Genomic DNA, 25,717 nt, shown 5'->3' with positions numbered 1-25,717 from the left:
CGTCAAAACAGAGAAAACTCGCCGATCATCTGGTTGCGGGCGAGCCAGGGTGTCTGGAGACCGCCGCTCTCCTCGGAAACGCCCACTTTGACGGCGCGGAACAGTTCGGAAACTTCCAAAGTGCCGTTGCCGTTGAGGTCGGCGCCTGCCCGACCCTCACCCATGATATCCGTCAACACGGTGGTGAAAATACCGCCGTTTGACCTTGCGGATTCGCGGGAAAGCTCGCGGCCCTTGGAGGCGGAGAGCACGACAAGGCCGGCGGGAATCGAGCGCTGGAGGCCGGAGACGGCGTCGTCGTTGGTGGCGAAAAGGCCGGTGCCGGCGGCGCCCGAATGGCAGGCGTCGAGGAGCACGATCAGCCGCCCCTTGGTCCGGGAGAGAACGGCGGCGAGCTCATCCCAGGCGAGCGAGGTCGCTTCCACATTGTCGGCGCGCGTCGCCGAGGTCGCGATATAGAATTTGCCGTCGGCGCCCTGCAGCCCGTGGCCCGCGAAGAAGAACACTGCTGTTTCGCCCGGCCCGGCACTCTGCGCCAGCCTTTCCGCGGCGGCGAGGATCGCCGTCTTGTCCGCCGCCTTGTCGGCGAGCAGCAGCACATCCTCCGGCGGGGCATCGATCGTCTTGCCGGACAGGGACCGGAAACGCGCGATGACACGCTCCGCATCGCTCTTTGCGAAGGCGAGCTGCGTAATGCGCTTATCCTTATAGACGTCGATGCCGATCGCCAGCACATTAGTGACCGGCTTTTGCGCCTGGTCGCCGAAATCCCGCCCGATCGGCAGGCTTTGCAGCCCGTCCGCATCCTCCGCGACGAGGCTTATCCAACGCGCCGCCGGCAAGCGCCCCACGTCGATCGTTACGGGCTTCGACGCATCCGCCACTGCGACCCTATCGGTCAGGACGCCATCCTGGTAGACGCTGACGGCGATGACCGGCCGAAGGCCGCGCACGGTGACGTCACCCTTGATGCGGGTCTCGCTGCCATCCAGCGTTCCCTCCAGGGAGGGCGGCGCGCCGATGGTCGGCGCCGTGCCCGTCCCGGTGCCGGAAAGCACTACCTGCATCAGCCCGTCGATACGAAGCCGCCTATCGAACTGCTGGAAACTGTATTGGCCGCCGGAGCCGGGAAAACGCAGATTGACGAAGGCACTGCCTTCGGGCGTCGCGTCGAACTGGAAATGCTCGTTCCAGAACACCACCTCGTCATCGATGAAGCGGCCGGAGAGAAGCACGGCGCCGTCCGCGACGCCGTGCAGATAGAAGGTGCCGTCGGCATTCTCCTGGAGAATGTAGCGGCCGCTCTCGTCCGCAAAGGCGTCCTTCAGCATGTCGCCGCGCGGCAGATCCATTTTCTCGAACAGGAACCGGCGCGTCTTGAGTTCGAAAAGGCCAATCGTCCCGGCTTTCTTGGCGTAGAACAGCAGCGCGGTCGTGCCGATGGCCTTCACGTCAAGCGTCTGCTCATGGAAAACCCGGGCTACGCCGCCGCCAAAAATCTGGTGCTGGGCAACCACGGCTTGCCTCGCCCCGAGCGCGCCGGTGCCTTGGTCGAAGATCGCCAGGTAGGATTTGCTGAGCTGGGTTCCCGCCGTCGGGCCGCCGTAACATATGCCTCGGGCGATCCAGATGGTCCGCTCGCCAAGCCGTAGGTGATAGGCAAGGTCCAGCGTCTCCGGCAGTTTCCCGCCCTCCAGCCCATCCTCGACATGCTGGCAATAGAGCGCCTCCATGCTATCGGCCGGGCGTGCCCAGGCGAGCGGCGCCTTCAGGGCGGCGAGGTCGTCAGCGAGGCGCTTGCTTGCCGCCTTGACGCGCTTTTCAAATGCCGCCTTCGCCGTTTCATCGAAGCGCAGTGCGTCGTCCAGCGGCTCCAGGGCAAAATCTGGGAGGGTGACCTTGGCCTCGGTAAAGCCGAACGGCTGCAAGGCATCGAGCAGCGTGCGCCGGGACACGACGCCGACGGAAGACAGATCTACCCGCACCGGCGCAAGGCCGCGCAGCACCGTTTCCTCTTGCGGCAGATCGATTGCGGCCTGCGAATTCGATACGCCGCGGTTCGGCATGATGTAGTCCCGCTTCAAAAACAGGGCGGCGAGCGCTGCATTTTGCGCATCGAGGTTCCCTCCGCCCGTGCGTTGCCCCGTATAGTGCGTGAAAGCGAGGCCGAGCGGTGCATTCCACCCGGCATCCAGGGCGATCGGTGTGGTCGTGCCGATCTCCTCGGCCCGCACACGGATGAGTTCGCGCACGCCCTTCAGGCCCTCGTCGGCAATGATCAGGTTTGGATCCTGCGCGATGAAATCCCGGTCCTGCAAATCGAAGGCGGCATAACCGAGCGGCCCGGCCACGATGCCAAGCATGTTTTCGAGATCCATCGTCACAGAGGCGGAGAGCGAACTGCTGCATGCGGCGCAAGCGGTCCGCTGCTCTTCGACCAGCACGCCGGTGGAGAGCGTCGAGGCCAGCCAGGTGCGGCCCCAAGGCCCGGCCTCGCCGATCACGAAGGAATCCTTGTTGAACCAGGCGAGATCGCTGCCGCCGAGCGTCGCGATCCGCGCGCCGTCGACGAGGTCTATGATGTCGAAATTCTCGTTGCTGCGCACGCCGAGAAAGCGCCTCGTCGGCGAGAGTGCGATGTCGCGCCCCTCGCGCTCCAGCACCTCGCTTCCCGTTGCCGCATCGATCACTGCAAACCGGCTCTCGTTGAACAGGATGCTGCGCCCCATCGTAGGGATGTCGATCCGCTTGTCGTAAAGATTGCCGGCCACGGGATCGTTCAGCACGATCTCCGGCGCTGCCGGGTTGACCGTGAGCGTGCCTTTCCATTGCTGAAGGACGATCACCTCCTTGCAGGCACGAACATAGCCGACGAGCGCCGCGTTCAGCTCTACCGAGCCGGCTGCCAGCGGCACGACGGAAATCGTGCCGGCTGCGCCTGCGCCGCGGCTATGGAGTGCCACGATGGCCCGGCTTTTATCGCCTGCCTGTTCAATGCCGTAGGGGCCGATTGCATCCGGTGTCAGGGCCACGAAACCCTTTCCGGCAAAGCGGACGGGGCGGTTGGCGCTCAGCACGAAATAGGCGGTGATACCGGGGTCGGTTTTGCCCGCCCAGCCGATGTCGACAGCCTTCCCCGCAGTCGCGTCCGCGCCGGGCATCCTGGCGCTGAACCCGGAGGCCAGCGCCTTCAGCGCCGCCCGATCGCCATCGCAGGCGCCGCCGGAGGCAACCGCATTCGTCCTTATACGCTCCACATAGGTTTCGCGCGTATCGTCCTTTCGCCAGAAAAGGCCCTCGGCGAAGGTTGCCGCAACGCCCGTGCGCGCTTCGGCGCGGAACTGTTTGGCGTGGAAAATTCCGGATGTCGCGCCGGGGAAAGGTTCCCGACCGCCTGCCTCCTCCTTCAGCAGGCAGACATTGTTCGCGCCGTTATGCGTGTAGGCGCGGCATCGGTTGTCGATCTCGCAGAAGGTGGCGCACTGGTCGCGGCTGACCCCGCGCAAGGTCGGGTCCGTCAGGCCGCTGCGGTAGTCATGGCCGGGCAGGTCGGTGTTCCAGATCAGTTCGAGGCCGCTACGTGGCCCGCTGCCGGCCTCGGCCGTCTGTGTTTGCGTCGTGTCCTGCGCCACGAAGGACGGGGTTTCGGCGGGCTCGCATCCAGAGAGCGTCTTGTCGATAAACGCGGAAGACCCGGCCAGGCTGAAGACGTGGCGAAAGCCCGGATCGAAGGCAAAGCTCCGTCCCGCCTTCAAGGCTTCGAGAAGGACCCGGTCGCGGGTGGCATCGATCGCCCCGGCCATCACGCCGTTGGAAATGCGCGACAGCGGGATCGAGAACGCCAGCCGCTCGTCGACGACGATCGCGGATTGCACGCTCGCGGCATAGTTTCCGACATTGTAGAAGAAGGCGAATTCGGGCCTGTCGTCAGCGCTGCAACGCACGGCAAAACACGAATATTTGTCGCCCGTCGTGTTGCAGACCGTGCCGCCCATGCCATTGGCCGGGGCAAGGGCTATCCAGCGTCCCGCCGGATCGGCCCGCTGCTGCGCCTGGCGACGCGCGAGGCCCCGGAACATCTCGACCGGCCCCAACAGCACGTCGCCCTTCCGCCTCTGGGCTTCCGCACCATCTGCGCAAAGCAGCACGAGGATGGCGAGGAGCGCGGTCAGGAAAAAACGCATACGACAAGCCCCCGTGTCTGAAGAACACCAGTCCGATCGGCTCGAATTTTCTTAGCACAGGCTTTTTGCTCTTGCCCCGAAGAGTGTTGCCGACGCGGCTTACGGCGGCAACCTATCCGTTAGGGTTAGCGCGTCTGTTGCGGGTACGCTCCAAGAGAGGTCGTTCGGCGACCTCAGCGTTTCGCCTTCTTCTTCGTGAACTGCCGGTGGTACTCGTCCGCCATGTCGCGCAGCGCACGGCCGATCCTCGCATATTCGTACTCGTTGAGGTTGGCGAGAGAGGCTCTACCGGAGGGGTGCTGCGTGCCGAAGCCTCGGCCGGGGAGGAGGACGATGCCGGTTTCGTCGGCGATGCGGAAGAGAAGCTCGTTGGCGGTGAAGGTCTTCTTCACCCAGGCTGCGAATTCCGAGCCGTAGAGTTTCTGCGCGATGTCTTCGAGGTCGAGCAGCGTGTAATAATCCACCTGGTTCGGGTTCTCGGTGAGTTCGATGCCGAGTTCGCGGTAGAGGGCCGCTTCGCGTCGGCGAATGACCTTCTTCAGCGATGCCTTGTACATGTCGTGCTCGTCCATCAGGGCGAAGAGCGAGAACAGCACCATCTGCACCTGCTGCGGCGTCGAGAGCCCGGCCGTGTGGTTGAGGGCGACCGTGCGGCTGTCGGCGACGAGCCGGTCGATGAATTTCAGCGCGCTGACGTCGGTCACGATCGAGTTGTAGCGTTTTTCCAGCGCCTCCCGCGTCTTCTTCGGCAGGTCCGCGATCTTCCGGTCGAGCACGTTTTCCCGGTTCGTGGCGATGGCCCCGAGCCGCCAGCCGGTGGCCCCGAAATATTTCGAGAAGGAATAGACGAGGATCGTGTTGTTCGGGCAGACCGCGAAAAGCGACTGGAAGTCGTCGGCGAAGGTTCCGTAGACGTCGTCGGTCAGGATGATGAGGTCCGGCCGGTCGTTGGCGACGATGTCGGCGATCTTCTTCAGGCTGCGCTCGTCGAGCTTGACGGAGGGTGGATTGCTCGGATTGATGCAGAAGAACACCTTGATGGCGGGGTCCTTCAGCTTTTCCAGTTCCGAATCGGGATATTGCCATCCGGCGGCCGGGTCCGCATTGATCGCGACTTCCTTCAGGCCGTATTCGTCGAGCTGCGGGATCTCGATATAGGGCGTGAAGACGGGCAGGCCGATCGCCACCTTGTCGCCGCGCTCGACGAGCCCGTTCTGCTTCATGGTGTTGAAGATATAGGTCATGGCGGCCGTGCCGCCTTCCACCGCGAAGACGTCGACATCGCCGGCCGGCGTGAAGCCGCCGATCATTTCCTTGACGAGATATTGCCGGACGATCTCCTCGCTCACCCGCAGCATGCGGGGCGGGACGGGGTAGTTGCAGCCGAGGATGCCCTCGACCATCTCATGCAGGAACTGCGAGGCGGAAAGGCCGAGCTGGTCGCGGACATAGGACAGGCTGCGGCTCAGGAAGACGACGCCCTCCTGGTCGCGATGCTCGCTGATGAAGCGCTCGAACCGGCCCTCGATGCCCTCGATGTTGGGAAGGCCGCCAATGCCTTGCTGCATGTAGGAGTAGGAAAGCTCCGCTTCAGCCGTGGCGAACAGGCCGAGCCGGAAGAAGGCCCGGCGGGGGAGGGTGGCCAGGAAGTTCGGGTTGCCGCGCCCGGCATTCAGCATCGTCTGGTTCTTCTTGCTCGTGGCCAGCTTGATGAGCTCGTCCTTGAGTTCGAACGGGCTCAGCTTGGCGTATTGGCTGTAGTCGGTCATGGGGCTTTCTCCGAAGGCTTGACCTAGGGGGTCGGTCATACGAGGGCGACGACGAGTGGCCCGAGTAGGGTCAGGAACACATTGGCGAGGGCGTAGGTGATGGCGAAGGATGTCGTCGGCACGGAATTGCCGGCCTTGTCGAGCACCTCGCCGAAGGCGGGATTGGCGCTGCGCGAACCCGAGAGAGAGCCGGCGAACACGGCGACATTGTCGTAGTGCAGCACGTATCGTCCCACGGCCATGGTGATCAGCATGGGAATGATGGTAACGGCGACGCCGATCAGGAAGATCGACAGGCCGCTCTCGATGATGGTGTGCACAGCCTGCTGGCCGGACTGGAGGCCGACCACCGCAACGAAGCCGGCAAGCCCGAGGTCGCGAAGCAGGGTGGATGCGCCGGTCGGCATGTTGCCCAGCGTCATGTTGCGGCTGCGATACCAGCCGAAGGCAAGGCCCGCCAGAAGCGCGCCACCGCCGCTGCCGAGCGTCAGCGGGATCGAGCCGATGCGCACGACGAGAAGGCCGATGAGCAGGCCGACGACGATGCCGAGGCCATGGAAGACGAAATCCGTCTTGTCGCTCGGAACGAGGACCGGCCCGACGCGCTTGGCGATGCGCTGGAGATCCTCCTGGAGGCCGTAGACCGTGACGATATCGCCGGCATCGATCCGGGTTTTCGCTTCGAGGGGCAGCGGCGTGCCGCCGCGCTTGACGGAGAGCACGAAAACCCCGTGCCGCAGGTCGCGCGTCGCCTCGATGATGTCTGAGACCGTGTGGCCGGCGAATTCGGCATTGGCGACGACGACGTCGCGTGTGGCGAGAACCATCTCCATGCCATCGGAGGCCTGCAGTTCCGGCCCGACGACCGCCTCCAGCCCGACGACGCCGGAGCGGCGCCCGACGACGAGCACGATGTCACCGCGTTCCAGAACGAAACCGGGATCGACGCCGACGATGCTGCCCTTGCGCTTGATGCGCTCGACGGCGATCGGCGCGGCCGTGGCGCTGGCCTCCAGGTCCGCGACCGTGCGGCCGGCCGCCTTCTCCACCGTGAAGAGGCGCCCGACGAGATCCGGCAGGGCAGCGCTTTCGCCCGGGCCGAAGACCTGCGCGCCGGCCAGCATCTCGGCCTCAGCCTTCACCGCGTCGTCGCGGATGCCGCGCCCCATGAACCAAGGCAGTATGTTGACGCAGACCAGGATCGCGCCGAAGGATCCGAAGATGTAGGTGACGGCATAGCCGATCGCCACATTGGCCTGGAGCGCCTGGGTCTGGTCCGCCGAAAGGCCGAGCTTGCCGATGGCGGAGCTTGCGGTGCCGATGATCGCCGACTGGGTGAGCCCGCCGGCGGCAATGCCGGCGGCGAGGCCCTTGTCCAGCGAGAATATCTTGGCGAGCACCACCACCGTGGCAAGCCCGCTCAGCGCCAGCACGGCGGCCATGACGATCTCGCGAATGGATTTGCGGCCGAGCGAGCGGAAGAACTGCGGCCCGCTCTCGAAACCGACGGCATAGATGAACAGTGCGAAGAGCACGGTCTTGATGCCGTTGTCGATCGTCACGCCGACCTGGCTGAGGACGACGGCGACCAGCAGCGAGCCGGCGACGCCGCCAAGCTGGAATTTGCCGAATTGGAACTTGCCGATCCAGTAGCCGCCGGCAAGGGCGAGGAAGAGAGCAATCTCGGGGGATTGCTGGAAGATCGCGTGCAGATAGTTCATGCGTTTTCCCACTTGCAGCCGCGCGGCACTCCGCTTCCGGCACGCTAAATGAGTTTTGCAAAACTGCAACTACAACTCGTATGTGTTGTTTCGACTGGAACGCCAGGGTTAATGAATTTTGGCACGACCTGCGGAAAGTGTGCCGTTTTTGAACGCAGCCTTCGTCGGCCGAATGAACGGCCTGGCTGGTACGTTAGAAGAATTGAGTATACCTGGCCCCGCCAGCGCAGGAATTTCAGGAATTGTCAGTGAAGCCGAGTGGTGAGGCCTGCTTCCGGACAGGGGAGCACGCCGTATGCGGAGGGGGACGGCATGACCGGTTCCGGCACGCGACTGCATGTTCTGATGATGGCGGCTGTTTGCACCGTCCTCTTGCTGCTGGGCGCCGGATCGGTGTCCGCGCAGCCCAGTTTCGATTGCGCCAAGGCCTCCAATGCGGTGGAGCATGCGATATGCGGCGATCCCACTTTGGCGGCGCTCGACGCCGAAATGGCCGCCGTCTATTCGCAGCAGCGCTCTGCGGCTGAAGGCAAGGCGGCCGAGAAGCTGGTGGCGGACCAGCGCGCGTGGATTCGCAAGCGAAGCCGATGCCGGGGTGACGCGACCTGTCTTGCGACGCAGATGCGGGAACGCATCGCCGAACTTCGGCAGATGCCCGCAACGCAGACCGTGGCGCTTGCCTGTCCCGAGGCTCTTAATGAGGTGCGGGCGATGGTCGCCGGCATCCAGTTTACCATCGGCATGACGCAGAAACTGACGCCGGGCACGGGCTTTCAGCTCGGCTATCAGCTGAAAGCGGCAAAACCCGCGCCCCTGCCGCTTTTCATCGTCGCCGATTTCCCGGTGGCCACGCGTTTCAAGGGCAAGGGTTTCCTGCCGCTGACGGCGGGGGCGAAAGGACCGAACGGCCTGAAGCATGCCGAAGAGCGCACGCGCGCCATCATTCCGCTGCATGGGCGCATGCCTGTGGCGAGCGGTGCCATTACGGTCTTCCTGCTTTCCGCCGGCCAGCAGGATATCGGCGTCAGCCTCGTGACGGGTGGCGCCTGCGGCGAGCATGTGCTGCGCACGGAGCGCTCGCCGCGCCTGACGGTGGAACTCGGGCTGCCGGAAATCGTCGTGCAGGACCGCTTCACGAGCGATGCGCCGGACGAGGTTCTGGCCGATCCGTCCGGGCGCTATGAGATGAAGGTCTACAAGGACCGCTACGACGTCTTCGACCGCGAAATGGGCGCGTTGCTGTTCTCGCGTGCAGGGTTGCAGCCGCGCTTCTCGCCGACGGGACGCTTCGTGGCAGCGGTGCGTTCGGTCGACAGGCGGCTGGAGGTCATCGACCTCGCAGATGGCGCCGTCGTCCAGAACTTGCGCCATGGGCTGCTCGCCTGGGCGCGCAACGACAGTTTCATCGTGCTCGGGGCAGAAATCCGGCAGATGGAGAATTCCGTCGTCTCCACCCTCAACGGCGATATCGGCACCGGAACCTATATGCGGAACATGGGGGTCGGCTGGCGCACCGAAATCGTGCTCGATGTCGACCGCATGTTCGCGGCGATGACCGGCCCGAGCGCCGACGGCACCAAGGATGGCGGGCGGTTATGGGACATCGTCTCCGGCGAGGTTTACGACCTGGAGGAAAGCGGGCCGGGTTACTACCTGTCGGCTTCGCAAGGCAATTTCGACGACTTTGACCCGGACGGCGCGCGAAAAGCGCTTCGCCAGCTCGTCAGGACCCATCGCGGCATTGATATCCCTCTGGAAAAACACCTCTGGCGTTTCGGCGAGCCGATACGCGTCACGCATGGCATGGAGAGCTATCTCATCAATGCATCCGCGCCGGACGAGCAACTGTTCGTGCCCGTCGACAAGCTCGTTCGCAAGCCGCTGATGGATGGTACGGCGGTTGTGGCTGCGGATGACCGATGCGGGAATTTCGGCGATGGACGTGGTCTGGCGCGCGCCGAGGGCGGCGTGTTTTGCGCGGTCCAGATCGCCGGGCGCGGCCTTGGGCGCCTGCCGCAATCGTCGTTCCAGCCTTCCGAGGCGACGGTCTTCGACCGGATCGGCGCGGTCATCGGCGCGATCGACCGGGTGTCGTCGGTCGCTCACAGCACCTATGGCCACTACATGGATGTGAATGCCGATCGAAAGCCGAAGATCGACACGCTCATCGATGCCGTCGCGCGCATCGCTCCCGCCATCCGCAAGCGCTTCAGCACCGTCGCCCCGGAAAACAGCGCCTTCGAATGCAAGACCTCCGCCGAGGCGTTCGATCCGGCCTCGATCGAACAGGCCTGGCGCTGGGGGGAGGGTGAGCAGGCCCATGCGCTGTTGTTTGCCAATTGTTATGCCGGCAGCTCCCGGGTCAGCATGGCCGGCCTCATTCTGGTTTCGCCCGACCTCATCGTGAATATCGACCGGGAACTCGTGCCGGAAAACGCACCCGACGACGCGAGCGCGTTCGGGTGGAGCTCGACGGATGCGAGTGAGATCCGGGTCTTCGCGGTGCGCGACGACCGGATTCTCGTCTCCGCCAGCTATATCGGACAGGCCGCCTTCATCGATACGCGCACCGGCAAGCGCGTCGGAAACCTCGTTCCGCTTGCCGATCCGACGCTGGTGCGCGCCATGCGCCTGACCCGGGACGGCCGGTTTCTGGTGCAGCTCAACCACGATGGTCGCTTCACCGTGTTTCGCGCCGAAACGGGCGAGCAGATTCTGGGCGGTGCACATATCGATGACGAGATCGTCGTCATGCTGCCCGACGGTCGGTTCGACACGACTTACGAAGGGGCGCACGCGCTCAATGTGCGTTTTGCCGGTATGCCCGCATTGCAGACCGTGTACCAGTTCGGGGCGGCCCTCCACCGGCCGGGTCTTGCGCAGGCGGTGCTCGAAGGGCGGAAGGTCGCCGCGCGGCCGGAAACGCTGGGTTCGCCGCCGCTGGTTTCCTTCACGGTGAGCGTGGCCGAGGCCGGAAAACGCCGCCTGGCCGTGAGCGCCACCGACGATACCGGGCTCGCGCGGCTGCGTGTGTTCGTCGATGGCCGGCTGATCACCGAGCGGAATGTGCAGGGACAAGCGGCCGAAGAGGTCTTCGACATTGCCGATCCCGGCGGCAGCCGGTGGATCACCGTGCTTGCCGACGATGCGGACGGCCTGGTCAGCACCCCGAAAGGCCTGCTCCTGCCGCCGCCATCGCGCGGTGAGGGGCGTCTTCGCGCGGTGCTTGTCGGCATCGACGCCTATGCCGGTGATCCGGGCATTCCCGCGCTGTCCTTCGCGCGCAGCGACGCGGAGCGCCTGAAAGCGGTTCTGGCGGGCGTCGGCGGCCATCGTGCGGCATTGCCGGAGCTGACCGTGCTGAGCGATCGTGCGGCGACGGGCGAAGCGATCCTCAAGGCGGTGGCCGATGCCGTCGCCGCGACGGGGCCGGACGATACGTTGCTCTTCTCTTTTGCCGGCCATGCCGTCGGTTCCGGCGGCACGGGTACGACCGGCGACTTGCTGCTCGCCCTGCCGGATACGCGCACCGGCGCGCTGCGCGAGACCGCGCTTGCCTGGAGCGACGTCGCGGCGGTGCTGTCCAAGGCAAAGGGAACGGTGGTGATCCTGCTCGACGCCTGCCACACCGGCCTTGCCGGCAGCAGCGCCTTCGCCACGAACGACGATGTCGCCGGTGCCTTGCTGACGTCAGCCGGCGCGCCCATGGTCGTGCTTGCCGCGTCGAAAGGGCGGCAGGTGGCGCTGGAAAGTGCCGGAAAGGGCGGCGGCGTCTTCACCTCGGCCATCGTCGAGGTGCTCGGGACCGGCCGCGGCACGGCGGACGTCGATGCCAACGGCGTCATCGACCTCGGCGAATTCTATTCCGCCGTCAAATCCCGCGTGCTGCGCGACACCGAGGGCCGGCAGAGCCCATGGCTCGCGCGAAACCTCCTGGTCGGCGACATGAGTTTGTTTTGAGCCGGTAAAATCCACCTGCGCCGACTTCGGCAAGGGGTATGAGAACGAGATATCGTCGGTTATGCTCCGAGCAAATTGGCAGAGCAGCGTGTCCGAGCGCACCACGCGCCGGTCCGAAAAGGGGGGAAAGCATGGCTGACGCAAAGATGATGGCGCAGATGTCCGGCAAGGAGGGTTTTATTGCCGCCCTCGACCAGAGCGGTGGTTCCACCCCCGGTGCCTTGCGTCTCTACGGCATTGCCGACACCGACTATAGCGGTGACGAGGCGATGTTCCGCCTGATGCACGAGATGCGCGTGCGCATCATGACGGCGCCCGCTTTCTCCGGCGACAAGGTGATCGGCGCGATCCTGTTCGAAAAGACTATGGACGGCGAGGCCAAAGGCAAGCCGGTTCCCTCCTATTTGTGGGAAGACCGCGGCGTCGTACCTTTTCTCAAGGTCGACAAGGGGCTGGCCGCCGAGGAGAACGGCGCGCAGGTGATGAAGCCGACGCCCGATCTCGACGAGTTGCTCGCCCGCGCCGTGAAGAAGGGCATTTTCGGCACCAAGATGCGCTCGGTGATCGCCCATGCCGACAAGGCCGGCATCGCCGCCGTGGTGAAGCAGCAGTTCGAGGTGGGACGCCAGATCCTCGGCCATGGCCTCGTCCCGATCATCGAGCCGGAAGTCTCGATCAAAAGTGCGACGAAAGAGGAGGCCGAAGCCATCCTGCGCGACGAGATCGCCAGCCAGCTTGACGCGGTGCCGGCGGGCGAGAAGGTCATGCTCAAGCTCACCATCCCGACAGTCGCGGATTTCTACAAGCCGCTGATCGCCCACCAGGCGGTCGCCCGCGTCGTGGCCCTTTCGGGTGGCTACAGCCGCGCCGACGCCTGCGAAAAGCTCAGCCGCAACCACGGCATGATCGCCAGCTTCTCGCGTGCGCTGACGGAAGACCTGCGCCTGCAGATGAGTGATGCCGAGTTCGACGCCAGCCTCGGCCGGACGATCGACGAGATCTACACCGCGAGCGCCCTGAAGGTCTGATCGGGCAAAGCTAGGCCGCCGCGCCGCGGTGCAGGCTGCGGTAGCGGGCGGGCGAGTGGCCAAGGACACGGCGGAAGGTGGCGGCGAAGGCGCTGTCCGAGGCATAGCCGAGCGATTGGGCGATCCGCGGCAGCGGTTCGTCGCCGCGCCGCAGCCGGGCGGCCGCAAGCCGCATGCGCCATGCCGCAAGATAATCGATCGGTGAGGCGCCGACGGTGTCGCGGAACCGTTCGGCAAAGGCCGAGCGTGACTGGCCCGCGATGCCGGCGAGTTCATCCACCGTCCAGCGGCGCGCGGGATCCGCATGGATGGCCCGCAGCGCCGGGGCAAGGCGACGGTCGGTGAGGCCGGCCAGCCAGCCCGGATGCCGCGACGTCTCGCGGGCGAGATAGGCGCGCAGCACATGGATGAAGATCAGGCGCAGGAGGTCGTTGCAGGCAATGCGCGATCCCGGTGCCGTGCTGTTCCACTCCGCATCCAACTGTTCCAGCAGCCAGGCGATCGGCCCGGCCTCTTCGCGCGCGATGACCACGACCGGGGGCAGGGCATCGGTCAGGAGGGTGCCGTCCACCGTATCGAGGTTCACGCTGCCGCCGAGAAGCACGAAATCGCGGCCGTCGCCGACCATCACATCGAGACTGCCACCGATGAAGACGTCGCGTGCCGGGATGGGCTTGACCCGCGGATCGCTGCAAAGCGTAAAGGCCTTGCCGCTGACCACCAGGCAATCTCCCGCCTCGATGCGCATCGGTGCCTCGCCTTCCGGGATCACCCAGGCGCCGCCGTGGCGGATGGCGTTGAACTTCACATAGGACGGCGGCGGGAAGGCGACCGCCCACGGGCCGCCGGCGGCGAAGCGCACGGAGAAGAGCGCGCGCGCATCGATGGCGCTTAGCACGTCTGACAGGGCATCCTGTGCATTCTGGACGATCACGACAAAAACCTGGAGTTTGCAAGCTGGAGACGCCGAAACTTTACCCGATATGAGGCACGGACACCAGCACGAGAGAACGAAGGAGTGACGACATGTCCGAGCAAAAACCCATCGGGTCCCGTTTCAATGCCGCCAGCACCGCCGAAGAGGTGGTCGCGGGGCTCGACCTTTCCGGCAAGACGGCGATCGTGACCGGCGGCTATTCCGGCCTCGGCGTCGAGACGACGCGGGCACTTGCCAGCGCCGGCGCCGCGGTCATCGTGCCGGCGCGCGACCGCGCCAAGGCGGAGCGCACGCTGGCCGGCATCGACAATGTGCGCATCGAGGCGATGGATCTTTCAGACCCCGCATCCATCGCCGCCTTCGCGGACAGGATCGTTAAGGCCGGCACGCCGGTGTCGATCCTCGTCAACAGCGCCGGCATCATGGCGACGCCGCTGGCGCGCGATGCCGAGGGGCACGAAAGCCAGTTCTCCACGAACCATCTCGGCCATTTCCGGCTGGTGGCGGGGCTTTGGCCGGTGTTGGCTGCGGCCGGCGGCGCGCGGGTTGTGTCCGTCTCCTCGCGCGGGCACCAGATCGGGCCGGTCGATTTCGACGATATCGATTTCCGCACGCGCGCCTATGACAAGTGGCAGGCCTATGGCCAGGCGAAGACGGCGAATGCGCTCTTTGCGCTGGGGCTCGACCGGCGCGGGACGGAGCATGGCGTGCGCGCCTTCTCGCTGCATCCGGGCGTCATCCTCACCGATCTAGCCCGCCATCTCAGCGAGGAGGAGATCAATGCCTTCGACGTTTATGACGAGAACGGCAACCGCCGTGTCGATCCCGCGCGCGATCTGAAGAGCCCGCAGCAGGGTGCCGCAACCAGCGTCTGGGCGGCGACACGCCCCGAACTCGACGGCATCGGCGGCGTCTATTGCGAGGATTGCGAGGTGTCGCTCCCGCAGGGCGAGGCGGCAGGCAACAAGGGTGTGGCACCCTGGGCGATGGACCCGGATGCGGCGGAGCGTCTCTGGGCGTTGTCCGAACGGCTGACGGGTGTTTCCCTGGCTAGCGCCGCGAACTGAGCGGCTTTTGCCAGGAGAACGGTTGGCGCCCGTGAAAGGGGCGCCAATCACAAAACCGTGTCGGGGAAGAAAAATTTTGCGACCTGTGGGATGAGACGCGGTAGTTGATCGTCTTAGCAATAAGACCGATATCGAAAGCATGCCGTTCATGTCCGACCATCTGAAGCGCTTCGCCGCCTATTACCGCCCACACCGGGGCCTGTTTGCGCTGGATTTCGGCAGCGCCGTCGCCGCCGGCCTGCTGGAACTGGCCTTTCCCGTCGCGGTGACGCTCTTCATCGACCGGCTGCTGCCGACCGGGCGGCTCGATCTCATCGCGCTCGCCGCCGTCGGCCTGTTCCTGATCTATCTCATCAATGCCGGCCTTCAGGTCATCGTCACCTATTGGGGCCACATGCTCGGCGTGCGCATCGAGGCCGAGATGCGCCGCAAGGCTTTCGACCACCTGCAAAAGCTCTCCTTCGGCTTCTTCGACAACCAGAAGACCGGCCATCTCGTCGCCAGGCTGACCAAGGACCTTGAAGAGATCGGCGAGGTTGCCCATCACGGGCCGGAAGACCTGTTCATCGCCATCATGACGCTGATCGGCGCCTTCCTGCTGATGCTCTGGGTGCATGTGCCGCTGGCACTGATCACCGCCGTCATCGTGCCGCTGACGGCCTGGGTCACCACGCATTATGGCGCGCGCATGACCTCCAACTGGCATGCGCTCTACGGCCGCGTCGCGGATTTCAACGCCCGCATCGAGGAGAATGTCGGCGGCATCCGCGTCGTGCAGGCCTTCGCCAACGAGGATCACGAGCGCAAGCTTTTTGCCGAGAGCAACCGCAACTACCTCGTTACCAAGCTCGAAGCCTACAAGGTGATGGCGGCGTCCATGTCGCTGTCCTACCTTTCGATGCGCTTCGTGCAGGTGGTGGTGATGCTGGCCGGCGCCTGGTTCGTGACACGCGGCGAACTTTCCGCCGGCGGCTTCGTCGGTTTCCTGCTTCTGGTCAACGTGTTCTTCCGGCCGATCGACAAGATCAACTCGATCATCGAGACCTACCCGAAGGGCATTGCGGGTTTTGCGCGGTACACGCAGTTCCTCGACACGCAGCCCGACATCATGGACCGCGACAGCGCCCGGGAGGCGGGCCGGCTGAAAGGTGACATCGAATATCGCGGCGTGCGTTTCGGCTACAGCGCCGAAAGGCCGGTCTTCGACGGGCTGGACCTTTCGATCGAGGCAGGCGAGACCATCGCCTTCGTCGGCCCTTCGGGCGCCGGCAAGACGACGATCTGCTCGCTGCTGCCACGTTTCTACGAAATCACCGCCGGCGCGATCACCGTTGATGGCATCGACATCCGCGACATGACGCTGAAATCGCTGCGCTCCAATATCGGCATCGTGCAGCAGGACGTCTTCCTCTTTGCCGGCACGATCCGCGAGAACATCGCTTATGGTAGGCTCGACGCCACGGAAGCGGAGATTCTCGACGCCGCGAAGCGCGCCCGGCTCGACGATGTGATCGCCAACCTGCCGGACGGTCTCGATACGATGATTGGCGAGCGCGGCGTGAAACTCTCCGGCGGGCAGAAGCAGCGTCTGGCGATTGCCCGCATCTTCCTGAAGAACCCGCCGATCCTCATCCTCGACGAGGCGACCTCGGCGCTCGACACGGAAACCGAACGCGCCATCCAGCAGTCGCTCGCCGAGCTTTCGGCCGGCCGCACGACGCTGGTCATCGCCCACCGGCTCGCGACCATTGCGAATGCCGACCGCATCCTTGTCGTCGACGATGGCCGCATCGTCGAGAGCGGCAACCATGCCGACCTCATCGCCCGCAAGAACGGACGCTACAAGAACCTCCAGGCCGCGCAGACCGCCAGCGATCCCGTGCATCATCTGAATCTGAAGCGGTAGCTGACCCGGAAAGATCGTGGGGTCGAGTCCCGAAACGACCGCGCCAATCGTCTGTGAAGTGGGACCTGTTGGGTCCGGCGGCATCGGCGAGAGGGCATGGGTAGCATCGGCGCGGACAGCAGGGGTGGCGGGGCGCGGCACGAAGCTTTGCAGGATGCGCTTCTGGCCTGCGCGTCCGACAATGCAGAATTTTCGGTCGCGGTCGGCCCTCTCGATTCCGGGTGGGTGACGGCGGCCGCCTTCTTCGCGGACAGCGACGCGATCGACGCTTTTCTCGACCATGAGGGCACGCACAATCCGGGCAGCGATGCCAAAACCCGCGCCGCGCTGCTGATGCTCGAATATTGTTACGTCTTCATGCTGGCGAGCGTGCCGCTGCTGGTCGGCGCCGGCATCGTGCCCGACCTTTCGCCGTCCAACATGGCGTTCCAATTCTTTGACCGCCGGCATGAGCATGGCGGCCGCAGCCATAACGACCGCCGCGCTCATGTGCGTTACCTTTCGCCCCGATTCTTCGACGATCGCGCAGCGCTTTGCAGCCATTTTCGCGCGGGCGTCGAGGCGCATTTCGCGCCGCTGGTCGATGTGCTGTTCCGCAAGACCGGCCTGTCGCGAAACGCGCTGTGGCGGCTTGTCGCCGATGCGGTGGCCGGGCGCTGCCTGGAAGTCGGGCGGCAACGCGGCTGCATCGACGAAGCGAAGGCGATCGGCATGCAGGTGGTGAAACAGCCGGGCTCGCCGCTCCATAACCGGCAACTGCGCTATTTCGACCTCACCCTTTACGACGATACGCAAAACATCCCCCTCGGTTCCTGGACCTTCCGCGCCCGGGGCGGCTGCTGCCGTTTCTATACGGTGCCGAACGGCGCGCTCTGTTCGACCTGCGTGCTGAAGGACCCGGAAGAGCGGGACGCGGAACTGCTTGAGGCGATGCGCGCGCATGTGCATCGCCTGGCGCACAACGAGACCTGAGCGCGCATCGAGATTTTTTCGCAAGGCAGAGTCCCTAAAACAGGAGTTCGGTCGTCAACAAAATATGCGGACCGAATCGGCCGCGGCATGGACATGCAACGCGGCGCCTTGAACGCCGCCGGAACGGGGGCATTGATGACGATGAGAGTTGGGGATGTGGGGACGTCCCGCAGGAGCGCGCGCGCCTTCACGGCCGCCTTGCTGGCCGGCACGGTGCTGGCTTTCGGGTCGGCCGCACCCGCCATGGCGCAGGAGGCGGCCCCGGCGCTTGCCTCCGCAACGGCCGTTTCGGTTCCGGCCGGCCCCCTGACGCCCGCTCTCAACAGCCTCGCCGCCCAGACCGGCTTGCAGGTTCTGTTCGATGCTTCTCTCGCGCAAGGCAAGACGACGCGCGGCGTCCGCGGCACGTTGACCCCGGCAGAGGCGCTCGACGCGCTGCTTGCCGGCACCGGCATCGGCGCGCGTTTTGCCGGCAGCAACCAGGTCCTGCTCAGCATCACCACCGCCTCGGTCGAGGGCGAGGAGGGGGCTGCGGGCGCGACCGATCTCGCGGCCATCACCATCTACGGCGCACGCAACGCCACCACACTCGATGCCACGACGGCGAGTGTCGGCATCGTCAATGCGGAGGCTATCGAGAACGGCGAAATCCGCTACACGCAGGATGCCTTCCGCCGCCTCGGCAACGTCATGGACAGCGCGACGCTCAATGCCGGCTTCGTCATTCGCGGCATGAGCTCGGAAGGGTTCGTGCCGGCGGGTGCGCCCGCCGGCTCGCTCTATGTCGATGGCATCCTACAGACCCGCTATAATGCCCGCTTTGGCGCTAGAAGCCTCTGGGACATGGAGCAGGTCGAGGTCTATCGCGGGCCGCAGTCGACACTGAGCGGCCGTGCCGCGATGGTAGGCGCCGTCTACCTGAAATCGAAGGACCCCACCTTCGAGAAGGAAGCCGAGCTTTCCGGCACCGTCGGCAACAACGATCTCGTCGGCACCGCCTTCATGGTCAATACGCCGCTGATGGAAGACCAGATCGCGCTGCGCATCTCCGGCGCGTTCGAGCAGGCGAAGACCACCGTGCGTTATCCGACCTACAAGGACTATGCGGGCTACGACGACCTGACGACGGAAATCAGCCACAACCTGCGCGCCAAGCTGCTGCTGACGCCATCGGAACTGCCGGAAACGCGAGCGCTGCTCACCTATTCCTATTCGAACGATCGCCCCAACGAGCGGCTGATCGGCGTCGGCACCGATTTCGACCTGGATGACGAACGCGGCGATTTCTACGTGCCGGTGACCTTCGCGGAATTCCGCGCCGTCAAGGTTCACAATGTAGGCCTCGAAATCACCCATGATTTTTCCGATGTGCTGCGCTTCACCTCGCAGACCGGCTACCAGTTCGGCCAGACCACGCGCCGCTCCGTCGATGCCGGCACGGCGGGGCTCGTCGATGGCATTTACGGCGATGTCGACGACACGCTGTTTTCGCAGGAGCTTCGCCTGAACTATGACGGCGATCGCTGGAAATGGGTGGCGGGCGTCTTCGGCAGCCACCAGAATTTCGACAGCAAGTTCGATGCGATCGGCTATTCCTCCTGGCAATGGGACCAGTACCAGAACCGCAAGACCGACAACCTCGCGGTCTTCGGCGAGGCGACTTATGAATTCGCGCCGAGCTGGTTCGTCACCGCGGGCGGGCGGCTGGATTATCTGCGCGAACAGACCTTCGAGCGCAACGCCGAAGGGGCTTACGGCACGGCCCTGCCGGTTACCATCAACCGGGCGGATTTCTCCGAGGTGAACTTCGTGCCGAAGCTCGGCATCTCCAAGGAGATCGGCGATGGCCATACCGTTGGGCTCACCTATACCGAGGGTTTCCGCACCGGCGGCTTCTACGTCAACTACCGGACCTTCGAGCCGCAATATTACGATCCGGAATTCGCCCAGAGTTTCGAGCTTTCCTACAAGGGCCACTTCTTCGACGACCGGCTGATGCTGAACGCCAACCTGTTCTACACGCGCTACGACGACCAGCAGGTCGAGATCCGGCCGGACCCGGCCTTCCCGTCCTATCGCGAGACGACCAATGCGGCCTCCTCGCGCGTCTGGGGTTTCGAAATCGAGCCGACCTTCGAGGTGACGGACCAGTTCACCGCCTTCGCCTCGATCGGCTATCTCAACACGAAGTTTCTCACCTTCGACCACGGCGACTATGGTGATCTCTCCGGCGAGGCCTTCCCGGAAGCGCCGGAATGGACCGTCGGCCTTGGCGGCCGGTACGAATTCGAGAACGGCTTCTTCGTCGGCGGCGATGCCAAATATACCGCGGGTTACACCGCCCGCTTCGGCGTGGCGCCGCTCGACAAGGTGGAATCGCGCGTCATCGTGAACAGCCAGGCGGGCTTCAAGAAGGACAATTTCGAGATCACCGCCTTTGCCGAGAACCTGCTCGACGAACGCTATCTCACCGTCGTGGACCGCGATGCGACGCCGATCTACGGCCAGGTGGGCCAGCGACGCTCCTTCGGCCTCAACATCCGGGCGAAATTCTGATTTATCGGCTGCGGGGTTTTCGCCCCGCAGCGGCCTCTTGCATCGAACGGGATAGTGCCTTGCGTTTCTTTGCTTTTCTCATTTTCTACCTTTTGCCGGTCTCGTGGGCGGCGGCCTGCGACGGACGCGTGATCTCTCAGGATATTTTCGGGCCGCCCGTCTGCGTTCCGGCCAATCCCCAGCGCATCGCGGTGCTCGATCCGCTGATGGCGCTTGGCATTCTCTTCGAGTTGAAGGTTCCGGTCATCGCGGCACCCCTCCATGCCATCCAGGACGACGCGATCCGGGCCGAGGCGGAGCGCCAGTCGCTGGTCGATCTCGGCGATGCCAAGCAGCCGAGCCTCGAAAGGCTCGTCGCCCTCAAGCCGGATCTCATCATCGGCACGTCCATCGTGCAGACCGGCAGCTACGACACCGCCTCCAAGATCGCGCCGACCCTGTTGATCAACCATGTCGACTGGAAGCGGCAGGTGCGGCTTCTGGCCGAAATCGTCGGCCGCAGCGAGGCGGCGGAGGCGGACCTTGCTGCCTATGAGGCAAGGCTGGCCGATATCCGCAAACGCGTACCGGACAAGCGCGTCTCGATGGTCCGCTTGTCCCCCTTCGGCTTCAACGTTTATCTCGACGGGCCGGCGGCCTATGCGCCCTACGCGGTGCTGCACGAGGCCGGCGTGCGGCGCACGGATTATGAAACCACGACCGACGACGCCGTCGTCAAACGGCCGGACTGGGAGGAACTGGCGCAGCTTTCCGGCGATATCCTGCTCTATGTCGCGGTGAGCGGCTACGATACCGCGCCAGACGATGCGCTGGCGGCGGACGTCACGGCTAATCCCTTCTGGCAGATGCTGCCGGCCGTCCAGGCCGGGCGCGCCCACCGGGTCGGCCGGGCGGCGTGGAATGGCTTCCACGGCGTCGCCTCGGCGCACCAGGTCCTCGACGATATCGAGCGCTATATCCTGACGGCGCCGTGACCGGGGTTGCGGTGAACGCACACCCGGAAAGCCGGAGAGGCGAGGGGGCGCGGCTGTTCGGCCTCGCAGCGCTTTTCTGTCTTCTCGTCGCGCTCTCGCTCTCGGCCGTGATGCTTGGGGCGAGCTCCCTGTCCCTCTCCACGGTCTTTGCCGCCATCTTCGCCTTCGATGGATCGCGCGAGCATCTCGTCGTCACCATGCTGCGCCTGCCGCGCGTCCTCGCCGCCCTGCTTTCCGGCGCGGCGCTTGCCGTCGCCGGTGCGATCATGCAGGCGCTCACGCGCAATCCGCTGGCCGAGCCGGGGCTTCTCGGGGTCAATGCCGGCGCGGCCTTCGCCGTGGTCGTGGCGCTCGGCCTGTTCGGGCTCGGTTCGGCGGAGGCCTATATATGGTTCGCCTTTGGCGGTGCGGCGGCGGCAGCGCTTATCGTCTTCACCCTCGGCTCGCTCGGCGGCAGCGCGACGCCGCTGAAGCTCGTGCTCGCCGGTGCGGTGGTCGGCACCTTCCTCACCTCGCTCACCACTGCGCTCTTGATCTTCGACGAGGCGACGCTCGATACCGTCCGCCTCTGGACCGTGGGGTCGCTGTCCGGGCGCACCATGGGCGAGGTCGCGGCCGTCGCACCCTATATCGGGGTGGGCCTCGCGGCGGCCTTCCTGCTGCGCGGCCAGCTCACCACGCTCAGCCTCGGCTCCGAGGTGGCGCAATCGCTCGGGCAGGATCCGGTGATCTGGCGTGCGCTCAACCTCGCCATCGTCGTGCTGCTTGCCGGGGGCGCTGTGGCGCTGGTCGGCCCAGTCGGCTTCGCCGGCCTCGTCGTGCCGCATGTCATGCGCCTCACCGTCGGCGTCGATTATCGCTGGCTCATTCCCTTCAGCGCGGTCGGCGGCGCGATGCTGCTGGTTCTTGCCGACATGGCCGGGCGCAGCGTGCTCGCGAACCTGACGGTGCCCGTCGGTGTCACCATGGCGCTGATCGGCGCGCCGTTCTTCCTGTGGCTGGCGCGCTATCGTGTCAGGAGCGGCGCATGATCCGCCTTGTCGCCTGCCTTCTGCTTTTGGCCGCGGGCCTGCTGCTGGTCGGGTCCGCCTACGGCGATCAATCCATCGCGTGGGCCGATTTGCACGCGATGCTGCGGGGAAGCGGTTCGCCGGAAGCCCGTTTCATCGTGCTGGAACTGCGGTTGCCACGCATGCTGCTGGCGATGCTGGCGGGCATGGGGCTTGCCGTTGCGGGCGCGATCGCGCAGGCGGTGATGCGCAATGCGCTTGCCGAGCCCGGCATTCTCGGCATCAATGCTGGTGCCGCCTTCGCCGCCAGCCTCGTCATCGTCGCCTTTCCCGGCGTGCATCCCGGCGTTCTGCCCTGGGCGGGCTTCCTCGGCGCGCTGGTCCTGGCGGCGGCGGTGTTCGGGCTTGCCTGGCGCAAGGGCACGTCGTCGCTGCGGATCATCCTCGTCGGCATTGGCCTCAGTTCGCTTGCCGCCGCCGGCACCAGCTTCCTGACGGTCTTCGGCCGGGTGATCGACGTGCAGCGGGCGATGATCTGGCTTGCCGGCAGCGTCTACGGCGCCGACTGGAACAAGGTCCACGTCCTCCTCTTCTGGCTCGCCGGCCCCATGGCGCTCGCCTGGCTCTCCTTCCGCCAGCTGGATCTCATCCGTTTCGGCGACGATGCGGCGCGCAGCCTCGGCCAGCGCGTCGACCTTACCCGCGCCAGCCTGCTCCTCCTGTGCACGCTGATTTCAGGTGCGACGGTCGCCGCCGTCGGGCTGATTGGCTTCGTCGGTCTGGTCGCGCCGCATCTTGCGCGCAAACTCGTCGGCCCCGGCCATGCCGGCGTGCTGCCCGTTTCGGCGCTGCTCGGCGGGCTGCTGCTGATGGCCGCCGATTTTGTCGGGCGCACCGTCATCGCGCCGGCCCAGCTTCCGACCGGGCTGGTCACCGCCCTGATCGGCGCGCCGTTCTTCGCCTGGCTGCTGCGCGGAGGTCGTCATGTCGCCGCCTGAACCGCAAGGGCTGCGTGCCGAAAACCTGAGCCTCGCCTATGGCCACACGCTTGTCGTCGATGCTCTCGACCTCACCATAAAGCCGGGCCTCTTCACCGTGCTGCTCGGTCCGAACGGCTCCGGCAAGTCGACGCTTCTGCGGGCTTTCGCGGGGCTTATGAAACCCAAATCGGGGCACATCCTGCTCGACGGACAACAGATCCGCCGGTTTTCCGCCCGCGCTTTGGCAAAGCGCATCGGCGTGCTTTCGCAAGGCCCATCCGCGCCCGAAGGCCTGACGGTACGCGACCTCGTGCGGCAGGGGCGCTATCCGCATCGCCCGCTGTTCAGCCGCTGGACGGTGGCGGACGAAGCTGCCTGCGCGAACGCGCTGGCGCTGACCGGTACGACGCATCTCGCCGGGCGACTGCTGGAGACCCTTTCCGGCGGCCAGCGCCAGCGCGCCTGGATCGCCATGACGCTCGCCCAGGAGACGGATATCCTCCTGCTCGACGAGCCCACCACCTTCCTCGACCTGTCGCACCAGATCGACGTGATGGAGCTGGTGGTCGAGCTGGTGCGCCATCACGGAAAAACTGTCGTCGCCGTGCTGCACGATCTCAACCAGGCGGCGCGCCATGCCGATCACATCGTCCTCATGAAGGCCGGAAAGCTCGTGGGCGAAGGCGCGCCGGCGGCCGTCGTCACCGCGCAGCGCGTCAGCGAGGCCTTCGGCGTCGCCGTCGTCGTCATGCCCGATCCGCTGACCGGCACGCCGATGTGCGTTCCGGTTCCGTCAGCCGGCGCAACGAAGATGTGACCTTGCTGCAACACGTCGCAAATTCTCGCCTAGTCCGACCGGTGTCGTCCCTCACCTCGACAGACCAAAAGATACAACAGATTCAGGGACAAACATGACTTTTGTAGTCTTGTTTTATCCGGTCACGCTTGGCATCTTCTAAGCCATTGCCCTTGCGATGTTTTTTCCCGTTTATTAGAAAAACTGGGACCGCAAAGCTGGCGGCAGGAAAGAGAAGCGATGGCAACCTCGAGAGGCACGATCTCCTGCTTCGACGACGTCGATGGCGCCGAGCTGCTCAATCGTGCCATCGAGGCGCACTATCACGATATCGTCGCGGCCGTCGGCCGGGGCGGCCATTCGCGCGGTGCCTCGCGCGAGATCGTGCATGATCTCTACGTCAAGCTCGCGATGCGGCCGGATGTGCTGCGCGACAAGCGGTCGATCAAGGCCTTCCTGTGCCGTGCCGCCGTCAATCTCGGCATCGATCATTTCCGGCGCAACCAGTTCGAGGCGCGGCTGTTTTCCGGCTCCGAGCAGGAGGCGCAGGCGGTGGTTGCCGACAGCGCCGCGCCCGATCGCGGGCTGGAGATCGAGGCGCGCGTCGCCGTCCTGAAACAGGCGATCGCGGAGCTTCCCATCCGCCGCCGCGCCGCCTTCATCCTGCACCGGCTGCACCATTTCTCTCCCGACGAGATCGCCGGACGGCTCAACATTTCGCGCAACATGGTCGACCGTCATCTTCGCCGCGCGCTCAGCCATTGCCTCGATCGCCTGATGGAAATGGAATAGACGTCCCAAAACGGTCTTTTCATTCGTCTCCTTGATAAGACGCACAATCGGGATCTTTCATGCCAGGTCGACGGCTCACGCCCGCGCAACGCAAGCGCAACAGAGAAGCGGCCGACTGGCTTTTGCGCAACCGCGAGGCCGCGCAGCCCGAGGCGGAAAAGGCAACCTTCCGGCGCTGGCTCGACAGGGACGCGGAAAACTGTCGCGCCTACCAGGCGGCCGAGCGCCTGCTCGGCGATGCCCGCACCGCGATCCAGTCGGAACCCTCCCTGCACGCGCTGAAAATCCGCCCCGCCCGCTCGGTCGTGCTGCCCTCGGTACTCGTCCTGGCGGCTGCCGGCGCCCTGTTCTTCGCGGCCGATGGGCCGATGCGGCTCCAGGCCGACGTGATGTCCGGCGCCGGCGACATGCCCGTGGTAACGCTCGCGGACGGCTCGACCATGCAGCTCAACGCCTCCTCCGCCGTCGCCTTCGATTTCAGCGGCAAGCGGCGCACGGTGCGCCTCCTGCGCGGCCAGGCCTTCTTCGAGGTCGCGCCCGATGCGACCCGTCCCTTCACGGTGGAAACCGCGCGGTCCCGCGTCACGGCGCTCGGCACGGCCTTCGATGTGCGTGCGGGCGAGACGGAAACCGACGTCACGGTCACCCAGCATGCCGTGCTGGTCGAATTCACCGAGGACGGGCGCGCGCCTTTGCGCCTGGAGGAGGGCGAGCAGGTCTCCTATGCCGAGGACACCGGGGTCAGCGACGTGCGCAAGGCCGACGGCGTGACCGCGCTTGCCTGGCGGCGCGGCCAGCTTTCGCTCGACAATGCGCCGCTTTCTTATGTGATCGAGGAGATCGCTCGGCATTTCCCCGGCCGCATCGTCATTGGCAGCAATGCCCTGTTGAGCCGCCGTGTCAGTGGCACACTGTCGGTGACGGATACGGATGCCGCCCTGCAATTCCTCCGCACGGCGCTGAACGTGCGCACACACCGCATCGGGCCGCTGATCGTCGTGCGCTAGCTAGAAAACGATGGCATCCGCCGGAAACTCGTGCTGATCTGCCGGGCCAATACCCCTG

The 25,717-nt window shown here is 65.3% G+C and carries 16 protein-coding genes; 12 read left to right on the top strand and 4 right to left on the bottom strand.

Annotated elements, in window-relative coordinates:
* Positions 1–2 precede the first annotated feature (2 nt).
* From AC1RWL_RS22900 to aspT, 3 genes are all read right to left on the bottom strand, one after another.
* Complete coding sequence (locus AC1RWL_RS22900; RefSeq protein ID WP_493096007.1) at positions 3–4,184, bottom strand: caspase family protein; 4,182 nt, start codon at positions 4,182–4,184, stop codon at positions 3–5.
* Positions 4,185–4,357: 173 nt separating this feature from the next.
* Positions 4,358–5,953, bottom strand: coding sequence for a bifunctional aspartate transaminase/aspartate 4-decarboxylase (locus AC1RWL_RS22895; RefSeq protein WP_439617740.1), 1,596 nt, complete (start codon positions 5,951–5,953; stop codon positions 4,358–4,360).
* Positions 5,954–5,988: 35 nt separating this feature from the next.
* Positions 5,989–7,674, bottom strand: a complete 1,686-nt coding sequence (aspT, locus tag AC1RWL_RS22890) for an aspartate-alanine antiporter (RefSeq protein ID WP_493096008.1) — start codon at positions 7,672–7,674, stop codon at positions 5,989–5,991.
* A 312-nt stretch (positions 7,675–7,986) separates the two neighbouring features.
* Between aspT and AC1RWL_RS22885 the strand changes: the two genes are divergently transcribed.
* The gene (locus AC1RWL_RS22885; protein WP_493096009.1) at positions 7,987–11,634 is read left to right on the top strand and encodes a caspase family protein; all 3,648 of its coding nucleotides are present in this window, start codon (positions 7,987–7,989) and stop codon (positions 11,632–11,634) included.
* A 131-nt stretch (positions 11,635–11,765) separates the two neighbouring features.
* A complete protein-coding gene (locus AC1RWL_RS22880; protein WP_493096010.1) occupies positions 11,766–12,662 on the top strand; it encodes a fructose bisphosphate aldolase in 897 nt (298 codons plus the stop codon).
* A gap of 10 nt (positions 12,663–12,672) precedes the next feature.
* Here the strand turns inward: AC1RWL_RS22880 and AC1RWL_RS22875 are convergent, their stop codons facing one another.
* Positions 12,673–13,596, bottom strand: a complete 924-nt coding sequence (locus tag AC1RWL_RS22875; RefSeq protein ID WP_493096011.1) for an AraC family transcriptional regulator — start codon at positions 13,594–13,596, stop codon at positions 12,673–12,675.
* Positions 13,597–13,688: 92 nt separating this feature from the next.
* Between AC1RWL_RS22875 and AC1RWL_RS22870 the strand changes: the two genes are divergently transcribed.
* From AC1RWL_RS22870 to AC1RWL_RS22825, 10 genes are all read left to right on the top strand, one after another.
* The gene (locus AC1RWL_RS22870; protein WP_493096012.1) at positions 13,689–14,666 is read left to right on the top strand and encodes an oxidoreductase; all 978 of its coding nucleotides are present in this window, start codon (positions 13,689–13,691) and stop codon (positions 14,664–14,666) included.
* Between the two features lie 148 nt (positions 14,667–14,814).
* Positions 14,815–16,572 carry an ABC transporter ATP-binding protein gene (locus tag AC1RWL_RS22865; protein ID WP_493096013.1) on the top strand — a complete coding sequence of 586 codons (1,758 nt, stop codon included), beginning with the start codon at positions 14,815–14,817 and terminating at the stop codon, positions 16,570–16,572.
* A gap of 96 nt (positions 16,573–16,668) precedes the next feature.
* Positions 16,669–17,544, top strand: a complete 876-nt coding sequence (locus AC1RWL_RS22860; protein WP_493096014.1) for an IucA/IucC family C-terminal-domain containing protein — start codon at positions 16,669–16,671, stop codon at positions 17,542–17,544.
* A gap of 135 nt (positions 17,545–17,679) precedes the next feature.
* Entirely contained in the window at positions 17,680–20,100 is a 2,421-nt protein-coding gene (locus AC1RWL_RS22855; protein ID WP_493096015.1) for a TonB-dependent receptor, read from the top strand.
* Positions 20,101–20,228: 128 nt separating this feature from the next.
* The gene (locus AC1RWL_RS22850; RefSeq protein WP_493096016.1) at positions 20,229–21,074 is read left to right on the top strand and encodes an iron-siderophore ABC transporter substrate-binding protein; all 846 of its coding nucleotides are present in this window, start codon (positions 20,229–20,231) and stop codon (positions 21,072–21,074) included.
* Between the two features lie 11 nt (positions 21,075–21,085).
* On the top strand, positions 21,086–22,105 hold the full coding sequence (locus AC1RWL_RS22845) for a FecCD family ABC transporter permease (RefSeq protein ID WP_493096017.1): 1,020 nt from the start codon (positions 21,086–21,088) through the stop codon (positions 22,103–22,105).
* Positions 22,102–23,082: a FecCD family ABC transporter permease gene (locus tag AC1RWL_RS22840; RefSeq protein WP_493096018.1), complete on the top strand. Its 981-nt coding sequence runs from the start codon at positions 22,102–22,104 to the stop codon at positions 23,080–23,082. The genes AC1RWL_RS22845 and AC1RWL_RS22840 overlap by 4 nt, the downstream gene beginning before the upstream one ends.
* On the top strand, positions 23,069–23,881 hold the full coding sequence (locus AC1RWL_RS22835; protein ID WP_493096019.1) for an ABC transporter ATP-binding protein: 813 nt from the start codon (positions 23,069–23,071) through the stop codon (positions 23,879–23,881). Before AC1RWL_RS22840 ends, AC1RWL_RS22835 begins: the two co-directional genes overlap by 14 nt.
* Positions 23,882–24,100: 219 nt before the next feature.
* Positions 24,101–24,652: an RNA polymerase sigma factor gene (locus AC1RWL_RS22830; RefSeq protein ID WP_493096020.1), complete on the top strand. Its 552-nt coding sequence runs from the start codon at positions 24,101–24,103 to the stop codon at positions 24,650–24,652.
* A 59-nt stretch (positions 24,653–24,711) separates the two neighbouring features.
* On the top strand, positions 24,712–25,659 hold the full coding sequence (locus tag AC1RWL_RS22825) for a FecR family protein (RefSeq protein ID WP_493096021.1): 948 nt from the start codon (positions 24,712–24,714) through the stop codon (positions 25,657–25,659).
* The last annotated feature ends 58 nt before the right edge of the window (positions 25,660–25,717 follow it).

Source organism: Shinella sp. GW821-FHT10F02 (genome assembly GCF_058809275.1).
The sequence above is the reverse complement of the archived record's forward strand: the minus strand, read 5'-3'. Positions and strand labels throughout refer to the sequence as shown.